This is a genomic window from Micrococcus lylae NBRC 15355 (assembly GCF_001570885.1).
GTDB lineage: Bacteria > Actinomycetota > Actinomycetes > Actinomycetales > Micrococcaceae > Micrococcus > Micrococcus lylae.
On sequence record NZ_BCSN01000069.1, the window covers coordinates 1 to 10,952 of the forward strand.

12 protein-coding genes are annotated in these 10,952 nt (G+C 70.3%); 5 read left to right on the top strand and 7 right to left on the bottom strand.

From position 1 onward, the window contains the following. The 7 genes from MLY01S_RS10995 to rpmH all read right to left on the bottom strand — a co-directional run. Positions 1-230 (bottom strand): ParA family protein (locus MLY01S_RS10995; RefSeq protein ID WP_157531297.1); only part of this gene is annotated, 230 nt, incomplete at its 3' end. Between the two features lie 75 nt (positions 231-305). Continuing rightward, positions 306-1,025 carry a 16S rRNA (guanine(527)-N(7))-methyltransferase RsmG gene (rsmG, locus tag MLY01S_RS11000; RefSeq protein WP_082740132.1) on the bottom strand — a complete coding sequence of 240 codons (720 nt, stop codon included), beginning with the start codon at positions 1,023-1,025 and terminating at the stop codon, positions 306-308. Continuing rightward, on the bottom strand, positions 1,018-1,635 hold the full coding sequence (locus tag MLY01S_RS11005) for a Jag family protein (protein WP_067192046.1): 618 nt from the start codon (positions 1,633-1,635) through the stop codon (positions 1,018-1,020). Before MLY01S_RS11005 ends, rsmG begins: the two co-directional genes overlap by 8 nt. A 2-nt stretch (positions 1,636-1,637) precedes the next feature. Continuing rightward, complete coding sequence (yidC, locus tag MLY01S_RS11010) at positions 1,638-2,606, bottom strand: membrane protein insertase YidC (RefSeq protein WP_067192049.1); 969 nt, start codon at positions 2,604-2,606, stop codon at positions 1,638-1,640. Between the two features lie 4 nt (positions 2,607-2,610). Continuing rightward, entirely contained in the window at positions 2,611-2,985 is a 375-nt protein-coding gene (gene yidD / locus MLY01S_RS11015; RefSeq protein ID WP_067192053.1) for a membrane protein insertion efficiency factor YidD, read from the bottom strand. Next, entirely contained in the window at positions 2,982-3,377 is a 396-nt protein-coding gene (gene rnpA, locus MLY01S_RS11020; RefSeq protein WP_067192056.1) for a ribonuclease P protein component, read from the bottom strand. The genes yidD and rnpA overlap by 4 nt, the downstream gene beginning before the upstream one ends. A 28-nt stretch (positions 3,378-3,405) precedes the next feature. After that, positions 3,406-3,543 (bottom strand): 50S ribosomal protein L34, encoded by a 138-nt coding sequence (gene rpmH / locus MLY01S_RS11025; RefSeq protein ID WP_067192059.1) that lies wholly within the window; start codon positions 3,541-3,543, stop codon positions 3,406-3,408. 504 nt (positions 3,544-4,047) lie between these two features. Between rpmH and dnaA the strand changes: the two genes are divergently transcribed. The 5 genes from dnaA to MLY01S_RS11050 form a co-directional block, all read left to right on the top strand. Next, positions 4,048-5,583 carry a chromosomal replication initiator protein DnaA gene (gene dnaA / locus MLY01S_RS11030; protein WP_425339233.1) on the top strand — a complete coding sequence of 512 codons (1,536 nt, stop codon included), beginning with the start codon at positions 4,048-4,050 and terminating at the stop codon, positions 5,581-5,583. A gap of 821 nt (positions 5,584-6,404) precedes the next feature. After that, positions 6,405-7,520 (top strand): DNA polymerase III subunit beta, encoded by a 1,116-nt coding sequence (dnaN, locus tag MLY01S_RS11035; RefSeq protein WP_067192065.1) that lies wholly within the window; start codon positions 6,405-6,407, stop codon positions 7,518-7,520. 22 nt (positions 7,521-7,542) lie between these two features. Then, on the top strand, positions 7,543-8,811 hold the full coding sequence (gene recF, locus MLY01S_RS11040; RefSeq protein ID WP_082740133.1) for a DNA replication/repair protein RecF: 1,269 nt from the start codon (positions 7,543-7,545) through the stop codon (positions 8,809-8,811). Next, on the top strand, positions 8,804-9,379 hold the full coding sequence (locus MLY01S_RS11045) for a DciA family protein (RefSeq protein ID WP_067192068.1): 576 nt from the start codon (positions 8,804-8,806) through the stop codon (positions 9,377-9,379). Before recF ends, MLY01S_RS11045 begins: the two co-directional genes overlap by 8 nt. 415 nt (positions 9,380-9,794) lie before the next feature. Then, positions 9,795-10,952 (top strand): ATP-binding protein (locus MLY01S_RS11050; protein WP_506256456.1); only part of this gene is annotated, 1,158 nt, incomplete at its 3' end.

Genomic DNA, 10,952 nt, shown 5'->3' on the forward strand with positions numbered 1-10,952 from the left:
CGCATGCCTGCCCGCGCCATCGCGGCGGCCAGGTTGACGGTGGTGGTGGTCTTGCCGACGCCGCCCTTCTGATTGGACGTCGTGAACACGCGGGTGCGGTCCGGACGGCTGAGCCGCTGACGCTGCAGGCGATTCCCGGACGCGGCGGCGCCCTTCTTCCCGCCCTTGCCGGACCAGCGCTCACGCAACGCCTTGAATGCGCCGGAGCGCTCCTCGTTCTCCTGGGCCATGCGGTTCATCCTCCCCGGGCGGCCGCACCGCCCTGGACTTCTGGTCTTCGGTCCTCCCGACGGCGGCCGGCCGGCTCAGCGGCGAGCGCGCCGCGGCACGACGCGCACCACGGTGGTCGGCTCCGGGAGCACGTCGCCGCCGACGGTGAGGATCTCCGGTTCTCCACAACTGTACTTGCGCAGCGCCTTGGCGGCAGCGGTGATCTCGTTCGCCGCGCTGCGGCCCTTGATGGCCAGCAGCTCGCCCCCGCCCTTCAGCAGCGGCATGGTCAGCGGCAGCAGGGACTTCAGTGCGGACACGGCACGCGCGGTCACGATGTCCACATCGAGGTTCCCGGCAACCTGCTCGGAACGGCCGCGGATGATGTCCACGTTCTCCAACCCCAGGTCCTCCACGACCATGTCCAGCCAGTCCACCCGCCGCTCGAGCGGCTCGATGAGCAGGAACTGGCAGTCGGGTCGGGCCAGGGCCAGGCACAGGCCCGGCAGGCCGGCCCCGGAGCCCACGTCGGCCACGAGGGCGCCCTCCGGCAACAGGTCCGCCACGATCGCACAGTTCATCACGTGGCGTTCCCACAGCCGTGGGACCTCACGGGGACCGATGAGCCCCCACTCGATGCCTGTGGAGGACAGGTGCTCCACGTAGCGCTCGGCCAACGGCAGGGCGTCGCCGAAGATCTGGTCCGCGGCGGCGCCCAGCTCTGCAGGCAGCGGGGGAGCGGGCTGGGCGACGGCCTCCGGAGCCGGGGCCTTGCCGACCTGTGCCTCCGGGGTGCCTGGACGCGGGTCAGTCATCGGCGGAGATCACCACGTGACGGTGCGGGCCCTCGCCCTCGGACTCCGAGACGAGGCCGGCGTCGGCCACCACGTCGTGGACGATCTTGCGCTCATAGGCACCCATGGGCTCCAGATGCACCGGGCCCTTGCCGTCCTTGACCTCGGCCACGGCCCTGTCGGCGATCGTGCGCAGCTCGGCGCCACGGCGGGTGCGGTACCCGGCCACATCGAGGATCAGGCGGGAGCGGTGGCCTGTGGAGGCGAGCACGGCCAGGCGGACGAGCTCCTGCAGGGACTCGAGGGTCTTGCCGTTGCGGCCGACCAGGTCCTGCAGCGCCTCGTCACCCTCGTCGGCGATGACGGACACGTAGGTGCGGCCGTCACGGACCTCGATGTCGATGTCGCCGTCGAGGTCGGCGATGTCCAGCAGCTCCTCCACGTAGTCGGCCGCGACGTCGCCCTCCTCCTCGAGGCGCTCGGCGGCGGTGGCACGCGGGCGGGCGTCGGCCTGCTCGGACGTCTGCTCCACGGCGACGTCGGCCTGCTCGGACGTCTGCTCCACGGCGACGTCGGCCTGCTCGCCCTGCTGCTCGACGTTCTGAACGTCAGGGGTGTTCTGCTCGCTCATGCTCACTTCTTCCTGCGGTTCTTACGCTGGGGCTGACGGCGCTGGCCGGCACGCTCCACACGCTGGGCCTCCGCCTCCTCACGGGCCTTCTGCTCCTGCAGTGCCTTGCCCACCGGCGGCAGCCCCTTGGCGGCGCGACGCTCGTTGAGCTCACGCTCGGCCAGGGAGCCCGGGGTCGGGTTGTTGCGGATGATCCACCACTGCTGACCCACAGCCCACATGTTCGAGTAGGTCCAGTACAGGAGCACGCCGATCGGGAAGTTGATGCCGCCGATGCCGAAGATCAGGGGCATGCCGTACAGCATGATCTGCTGGGTCTGAGCCATCGGACCGGACAGCTGGCTGTCGGTCATGTTCTTCGTCATCAGCATCTTCTGCATGTAGAACATGAGGCCGGACATCAGCAGGATCAGGAAGATCGCGACGACGATGACGTTCAGGTTGAAATGGGAACCGGTCGAGCCCAGGAAGGTGTCCGACATCTGGGCGCCGAAGATCTCGGAGGACTCGAAGGAGCGGATCTGGTCCGCGGACAGGGCGTGCATGCCCTCGCCGGACTCGGCCGCACCGCGGGCACCGATGAGCACCTGGTAGAGGGCGAAGAAGAACGGCATCTGCACCAGCAGCGGCAGGCACGCGGCGAACGGGTTCGCCTTGTGCTCCTTCATGAGGGCCTGCTGTTCCATCGCCATGGCCTGGCGGGACAGCTGGTCCTTCTTGCCCTTGTACTTGGCCTGCAGCTTCTGCAGCTCCGGCTGCATGGCCTGCATGGCGCGCTGGGCCTTGATCTGCTTCACGAAGATCGGGATCAGCAGGGTGCGGATCAGGATCACGAGAAGCAGGATGGACAATGCCCAGGTCCAGCCCGAGTCCGACGGCATGCCGATGAACCCCAGGACGGTGTGGAAGGCGCCCAGGATCCACGACATCAGCCAGCGGAACGGGAGAAGGATCGCTTCGAAGAAGCCCATGGTGTCAGTCCTCCTGCGGGGGATCTGGTGGGAGGGGAGGGTGGTTCAGGTGGATGATGCGCGGAAGGTCTTCCTCCGCCCAGCATCGGTGCCCGGGAGGCACGGGGTCGATGCCGCCGTCGTTCCAGGGATGGCAGCGTGCGAGCCTGCGGGCCGTCAGCCAGGTCCCCTTCACCGCGCCGTGCACGGTCACGGACTCGAGTCCGTAGGCCGAGCAGCTCGGGAAGAAGCGGCAGACGTCCCCGTACAGGGGCGAGATCAGCAGCCGGTACGCCTTGAGCAGCCAGCCGAGCACGGTCGAGGGCAGTGCGCGCAGCCACCCCCATTCACGGGCCGGCTCGAGCACCACGTAGGGCGACAGCGTGCGGGCCCCGCTCATGCGGCTCCGTCCGCGGTGCACTTGCGGACGGCCTGGCGCAGGGCGCCGGCGAGGTCCTTCTCCAGCGTGGCGTAGTCCGCCTCGGCGGCCGCCGGCAGTGCGCGCACCTGGATGAGCAGGGGCTGTCCCTCCAGAGGGGGACGCCGCATCTGCTCGGCCATGATCGCGCGCAGACGGCGCTTCACCCGGTTGCGCACCACCGCGACTCCGACCGCTTTGGACACGACGAACCCGGCCCGTGGGTGCCGAGGTGTGCTCGGACCCCCGGACCGGGTGTCGTTCGGGTCGGCCGTCGCGGTGACGACCAGGCTCCGGCGCCCTGCGCGGGCGCCGGTCCGCCGGATGTGCTGGAAGTCTGCCGCCGTCCGGACCCGTCGGTCACGAGGCAGCACGACGCTCGCCGGAGCGGCTGCGCCGCGCTCAGGCGGACAGCGCGGCGCGACCCTTGCCGCGGCGGGCAGACAGGATGGCGCGGCCGGCACGGGTGCGCATGCGGGCGCGGAAGCCGTGCTTGCGGGCGCGACGACGGTTGTTGGGCTGGAAAGTGCGCTTGGTCACTGTGATCTCTCCACGTGTTGTGTTGGCGCCGACCGTTGACCTGCGACGCTGCATGCAGGAGGGAAGTCCGGGCGGGGCTTTGACATGAAATCCCCGGCGGGCACGGCACAGCCGTCCCGGGGGACCTGGCTACTCTAGTCACGCCTTCTGCCCCGGTCAAGCGGACGTCGGTGCCCAGCACCGTCCTTCTCCCGGGCCGTCCGGCTCCGCGCGCCGGCCTGCCGCAGACACGCCCGGTCCACAGTTCCCACAGGGCACAGGCGCACGACGGCGGCCCCTCGCCTCCGTCTGTCCACAGCACCTCCCCGAGTTGTCCACCATCTGTGCACAAGCCTGTGGACAACGACTAGACTCGAGCGGAACGTGCATGCCGGCAGGGCCTTCGTCCGGCCGGCATGCCTGTTGCTTCCGCCTTCCGCCCCGGCGCCCGTCCGGTGCACTGAAAGGACTCCTCCGGTGTCTGATCCCGCCGTCTCCGACTCCTGGTCCCAGGTCACCTCCGCCCTGGAGGAGGACTCCCGCGTCACGCCGCGCCAGATGGGGCACGTGTACCTGGCCAGCCCGCAGGGCCTGATCGGCAACACCCTCCTGCTGGCGGTGCCGAACGAGACCACGCGCGAGACGCTGCAGGGACCGCAGGTCTCCGGCGCGCTGACCGACGCGTTGACAGCGGTGTTCGGCCACGAGGTGCTGCTGGCGATCTCGATCGACTCCTCCCTGAACGCCCCCACCCCGCCGCGTTCGGCGGACGCCGCGTCCTCGCGCGCCCAGCTGCCTGCCGAGGACCTGGACGTGGACGCCCGTCGTCCGGCCTCCGAGCGCACCCGCCACCACGAGCCCTCCTCCCCGTCCGCCCACGGCCAGGGTGAAAAGCGCTCCGAGGCGACCGGGCCGTCGTCGTCCGACCGCGGACGCGACGAGCACCGCCAGGACCGCCCGGACAGCCGGCCGGTCGCCGGTGCGGGCGCGCCGACCCCCGGCCCGCCGTCCACGTCCACCGAGACCAGCCGGCTCAACGAGCGGTACCACTTCGACTCGTTCGTGATCGGCTCGTCCAACCGCTTCGCCCACGCAGCCGCCAACGCGGTGGCCGAGGCGCCGGCGAAGGCGTACAACCCGCTGTTCATCTACGGCGAGTCCGGCCTGGGCAAGACCCACCTGCTGCACGCGATCGGGCACTACGCCCGGCGCCTCTACCCGGGCCTGCGGGTGCGGTACGTGAACTCGGAGGAGTTCACCAACGACTTCATCAACTCCATCCGCCACGACGAGGGCGCCTCGTTCAAGCAGGTATACCGCAACGTGGACATCCTGCTGATCGACGACATCCAGTTCCTGGCGGACAAGGAGGCGACGGTCGAGGAGTTCTTCCACACCTTCAACACGCTCTACAACAACAACAAGCAGGTCGTGATCACCTCCGACCTGCCGCCGAAGCAGCTCTCCGGGTTCGAGGAGCGCCTGCGCTCGCGCTTCGAGTGGGGCCTGATCACGGACATCCAGCCGCCGGACCTCGAGACCCGCATCGCCATCCTCCGCAAGAAGGCGGAGGCCGAGGGCCTCTTCGCCCCGCCGGAGGTGCTCGAGTACATCGCCTCCCGGATCTCCACGAACATCCGTGAGCTCGAGGGCGCCCTCATCCGCGTCACCGCGTTCGCGTCCCTGAACCGCCAGGACGTGGACATCCAGCTGGCCGAGCACGTGCTCAAGGACCTCATCACGGACGACGACGTCCACGAGATCACGCCGGAGCTGATCCTCCATGCCACCGCGGAGTACTTCGACCTGACCATGGACGAACTGACCAGCAAGTCCCGCACCCGCACGCTGGTCACCGCCCGCCAGATCGCGATGTACCTGCTGCGCGAGCTGACCGAGATGTCCCTGCCGAAGATCGGCCAGGAGCTGGGTGGCCGCGACCACACCACCGTGATCCACGCCGACCGCAAGATCCGCGAGCTCATGGCCGAGCGCCGCACGATCTACAACCAGGTCACCGAGCTGACCAACGAGATCAAGCGCAAGCAGCGCGGCCACTGACCGGCCGGCCGCCGCGCTCCGGGCCCCGTCGACGTCGTTCGGCGGGGCCCGACGCATGTCCGAGAACCCTGAACCGGCGGTCGAAGGATCGTCCACATTGTCCACCCCTGTGGAGAACTCTGTGGAGAAGGGGTCTGCATGTGGACAGCCGCGAGGGCATGGAATCGGCCCGCCCAGGCCGCTGAGAGGATGATCCGCAGGGTGGGGAACCGGCGCTCCACGGCACTGGGGAATGACACGGATGTCATTCGAATCTCCACACTCGTCCACACATTTCCACAGGCTTCAGGAGCCGAAAACCGCGGAATCATGCGGACGTAGATCACACCTGTGGAGAAGAATGTGGACACGGTCGGGACAAATGACATCGGACTCTGGACAAGTCCGGGCGAGGCTGTGCAGAAGGGGTCGGGGGCCGTCGTCGGGAATCCACGGGACGCCCACACCCCGAACGGAGAGGATCCACCGCCGACCCCACAGGAGGATCGGCACGGATCCTGGGCGAGGACGGGTTCTCCACAGAATCCACACGTGCTGACACTCCTACTCACCCCTGGGAAATCTCTCCGTCGAGCAACATCCAGGCCCCTGCACACCGGCCGGACACCACATGTGCCCTTCCTCCCCGCACAGCCCCATCCCTGACCTGACAGCGAGCGCACGCACCCCCTATGCTGATCAACGCGTCTTCCCACCCGCGCGCCGTTGACCCGTGTGCGCACCGTTCGGACGTAGAATCCCGGCTTCCTCACGGCCGCTGCGGATTCGCCCCCGTGTGTACACCGGCCTGACCGAGAGGCCAGAGAGGCAGTGCAGAGCTCGTGAAGTTCACCGTCGAACGCGACATCCTCACGGATGCCGTCTCCTGGACCGCCCGCTCCCTCTCCCCCCGCCCGCCGGTGCCGGTGCTCTCCGGCCTGCTCATCACCGCCGAGGCCGGCCTCGTCTCCATCGCGAGCTTCGACTACGAGACCTCGGCACGCCTGGACATCGAGGCGGACATCGAGACCGAGGGACAGGTCCTCGTCTCCGGCCGCCTGCTCAACGACATCGTCCGCTCGCTCCCAGCCGCTCCGGTGACGCTCGAGCTGGACGGCGGCAAGGTGCTCGTCACCTGCAAGTCCTCCCGCTTCTCCCTGGCCACCATGCCGGTCGGCGAGTACCCGGCCCTCCCGGAGCTGCCGGAGGTCGCCGGCACCGTGGACGGCGCCGCCTTCGCCCACGCCGTGCACCAGGTCACCGTGGCCGCCTCGAAGGACGACACTCTCCCGATCCTCACGGCCGTGAAGGTCGAGATCGAGGGCGACACGATGACCTTCCTGGCCACCGACCGCTACCGCCTGGCCATGAAGGAGATCACCTGGACCCCGGCCGACCCGTCGGTGTCCACCTCCCTGCTGGTCAAGGCCCGCACCCTCACCGAGGTCGCCAAGTCGCTCGGCGGCGCCGGCAGCCTCGAACTGCGCTTCGCCGAGGGCGTGGACCTGGTCGGCTTCGCCTCCGCCGGCCGCCGCACCACCTCCGTGCTGGTCGACGGCGAGTACCCGAAGATCCGCTCCCTGTTCCCGGAGTCCAGCCCGATCCACGCCACCGTGGACACCGCGGCCCTGGTCGAGGCCTCCCGCCGCGTGGCCCTCGTGGCCGAGCGCAACTCCGCGCTGCGCATGGTCTTCAGCGCCGGCTCCGTCACCCTGGACGCCGGCACCGGGGACGACGCCTCCGCCAACGAGGAGCTGCCCTGCACCCTGGACGGCGAGGAGATCACGGTCGCCTTCAACCCGTCCTACCTGTCCGAGGGGCTGTCCGTGGTGGACCAGCCGCAGGTGCGGTTCTCCTTCACCACCACCCCGAAGCCCGCGCTGCTCACCGGCGTGGCCGAGAAGGACGGCGCCGTCTCCGACTACCGGTACCTGGTGATGCCGGTCCGTCTGACCTGACCGGGACCGGACACCGCCTCACGTGTACCTCTCGCAGCTGACGGTCGCGGACTTCCGCTCGTACCGGTCCGCTCACCTGACCCTGTCCCCCGGCGCCACCGTGCTGGTCGGCGCCAACGGCGTCGGCAAGACGAACCTCGTGGAGGCCGTCGGCTACCTCGGCTCGCACACCTCGCACCGCGTCAGCCAGGACGCCCCGCTGGTCCGCTTCGGCCAGGACCGCGCCAGGATCGGCGCGCGCATCCACCGCGGCTCACGCGCCGTGGCGCTGGAGCTGGAGATCCTGCCGGGCCGCTCCAACCGCGTGGCCGTCAACCGCGGCGCCCCCGTCCGCGCCCGTGAGGGCCTCGGCATCCTGCGCACCGTGGTCTTCGCCCCCGAGGACCTGGTGCTCGTGACCCAGGACCCGGGCGGCCGCCGCCGGTTCCTGGACCAGCTCATGGTCCAGCTGCGCCCCGCCCTCGGCGAGGCCGCCGCGGACTACGAGCGGGTCCTGCGTCAGCGCAACGCCCTGCTCAAGACCGCCCGGCAGCAGGGTCGCTGGGGCCCGGAGGAGGAGGCGACCCTCGCCGTCTGGGACGAGCACCTCTCCATGGCCGGCGCCCGCCTGCTCAACGGCCGGCTCCACGTCCTGCAGCTGCTCGCCGCACCGTTGCGCGAGATGTACGCCGCACTGACCAACGGCTCGAAGCCGGCCACGTTCGCCTACGAGTCCACCGTCCCCGGCGTCTCCGGCACCCACCAGCAGGTGCCGTCCGTCCAACAGATCGCCGCCGCCATGCGGCAGGCCCTCGAGGATGCCCACGAGCAGGAGCGTGCCCGCGCCCTCACCCTGGTGGGGCCGCACCGGGACGAGCTCGCCCTGTTCCTCGGCCCTGCCCCGGCCCGCGGCTTCGCGTCCCACGGCGAGACCTGGTCCCTTGCGCTGGCGCTGCGCCTGGCCAGCTACGACGTGCTCGTCGCCGACGACCCGGACCCCGACGCCCGGCCCGTCCTCATCCTCGACGACGTCTTCGCCGAGCTCGATGCCGCCCGCCGCGGCCGACTGGCCGGCCTCGTCTCGCGCGCCGAGCAGGTGCTGCTCACCGCCGCCGCGGTGGAGGACATCCCGGAGGAGCTGCATGCCGTACGCGTGCTCGTCCGCCAGGACGCGGACGGCTCCGAGACCGTGGCCGAGACCGCGGACCGTCCGCTGCCGGTGGAGGGGGACATCCGCCGGGCCCGGATGGACCCGGAGATTCCCGACGACGGCCCCTCGCCTGCCGCAGAAGGGGGCGCTCGCGATGGCTGACGAGCCGGCGGAGACCTCCACGGGCGTCCCCGGCCAGGACGAGGACCGCCCGGACCTGGCCATGATCCAGCTGCGCCGGGTGCGGGACGCCGCCATGGAGCGCGGCGAGGCCCGCCTCACCGGCCGGCCCGGCCGCTCAGCCGGCAGCCGCACCGAGCAGCGCGTGGCGGAGCTGAAGGCCAAGCGCCGGCGCAGCGGCCCGAAGGCCGACGACCGGGACCCTGCCGTGGTCGGCGACGTCTTCGGCCGCCTCATCCGGGACCGCGGCTGGTCCACCCCGGTGGCCGTCGGCTCCGTGCTCACCCGCTGGGCCGAGCTGGTCGGCCCGGACATCGCCCAGCACTGCCGGCCCGAGAGCTTCGAGAACTCCGTGGTGCGGGTGCGCACGAGCTCCACCGCCTGGGCGACCCAGCTGCGCCTGATGGGACCGATGCTGCTGGCCCGCTTCGACCAGGAGCTCGGCACCGGCGTGGTCACGCGCATCGACGTGGCCGGTCCTCAGGCGCCCAGCTGGAAGAAGGGTCCCCGCAGCGTCCGTGGCCGTGGGCCGCGTGACACCTACGGGTGAGCCTGCCCGAGTCTCCGGGGGCCGGCCGGCGGAGGTGCGTGCCGTCGTCGGGACGACGGGCGGCAGACCCGCCGCGCACCGGAAGGGCCGAGGGCCGAAGTGCCAGGCGGCGCTCTGAGCGCCGATCGGACCCGGAGGCGATACGGCCCCCATACAGAGGGCTGACAGGACCTCCACGGCGGCGTCCACGGCCTGCTGCAGGGCATTCGGAGCCGATCCACCCGCGCAGATTCCGTGGAACGGCACCCGAATCCCGTAGAATGGACCAGAATGCCGCCCTCGGTGCGCCGAGGGCCGTTGCCGCCCGTGTCCGGGCCGATAAACCTACGCGCGCGTACGCACGCGTAGGGCGCGGCTGTGACTCGACGCCCGCGGCGGCAGACGACGTGACGAGACCGAGGAGTCAAGAGCACCCGTGAACGACGCACATTCCGACGCGCCCGCCGAGGATCCTCAGGACGTGACCCCCGCGGAGGCCGTCGAGGCCGCCGCACCGCCACAGACGGCACCGGCCGAGACCAGGGACCGCAAGGTCCCCGGCGACTACGGCGCCTCCGCCATCACCGTGCTGGAGGGCCTCGAGGCCGTCCGCAAGCGCCCGGGAATGTACATCGGCTCCACGGGCCCCCGGGGTCTGCACCACCTCGTGTACGAGGTCGTGGACAACTCCGTGGACGAGGCCATGGCCGGCTACGCCTCCGAGATCACCGTGACCCTCCAGGAGGACGGCGGCGTCCGCGTCGAGGACGACGGCCGCGGCATCCCGGTGGACATGCACCCGACCGAGGGCAGGCCCACCCTCGAGGTGGTCATGACGATCCTCCACGCCGGCGGCAAGTTCGGCGGCGGCGGCTACGCCGTCTCCGGCGGCCTCCACGGCGTCGGCATCTCCGTGGTGAACGCGCTCTCGAAGCGGGTGGACACGGAGGTCCGCCGTCAGGGCCATGTCTGGCGCATGTCCTTCGCCGACGGCGGCGTGCCCCAGGGCGACCTGGTCAAGGGCGAGCAGACCGAGGCCACCGGCACCGTCCAGACGTTCTACGCCGACCCCGAGATCTTCGAGTCGGTCGAGTTCGACTACGAGACGCTGCGTGCCCGGTTCCAGCAGATGGCCTTCCTCAACAAGGGCCTGAAGATCACCCTGGTGGACGAGCGCGAGATCGAGGAGAACCAGGTCCTCGAGGACGAGGTCGTGGCCGAGGGCACCGCCGAGGACGCGTCCACGGACGAGGCCGGCATCGACGTCGACGAGCAGGCGACCCCCAAGCGCCGCGAGGTCACCTACCTCTACGAGAACGGCCTGCTCGACTACGTGGAGCACCTGAACTCGAAGAAGAAGGTCGAGTACATCCACGAGGACGTCATCGCCTTCGAGACCGAGGACACCGACCGCAAGATCGCCCTCGAGATCGCCATGCAGTGGACCACCGCCTACTCCGAGTCGGTCCACACCTACGCCAACGCGATCAACACCCACGAGGGCGGCACCCACGAGGAGGGCTTCCGCGCCGCCCTCACCTCCCTGATCAACCGCTACGCCCGCGAGAAGGAGATCCTCAAGCCCAAGGAGGAG

Coding starts and splice junctions, on each gene's coding strand:
- rsmG (WP_082740132.1), bottom strand. CDS start 1,025: ATGACTGACCCGCGTCCAGGCACCCCGGAGGCACAGGTCGGCAAGGCC.
- MLY01S_RS11005 (WP_067192046.1), bottom strand. CDS start 1,635: ATGAGCGAGCAGAACACCCCTGACGTTCAGAACGTCGAGCAGCAGGGC.
- yidC (WP_067192049.1), bottom strand. CDS start 2,606: ATGGGCTTCTTCGAAGCGATCCTTCTCCCGTTCCGCTGGCTGATGTCG.
- yidD (WP_067192053.1), bottom strand. CDS start 2,985: ATGAGCGGGGCCCGCACGCTGTCGCCCTACGTGGTGCTCGAGCCGGCC.
- MLY01S_RS11045 (WP_067192068.1), top strand. CDS start 8,804: ATGGCTGACGAGCCGGCGGAGACCTCCACGGGCGTCCCCGGCCAGGAC.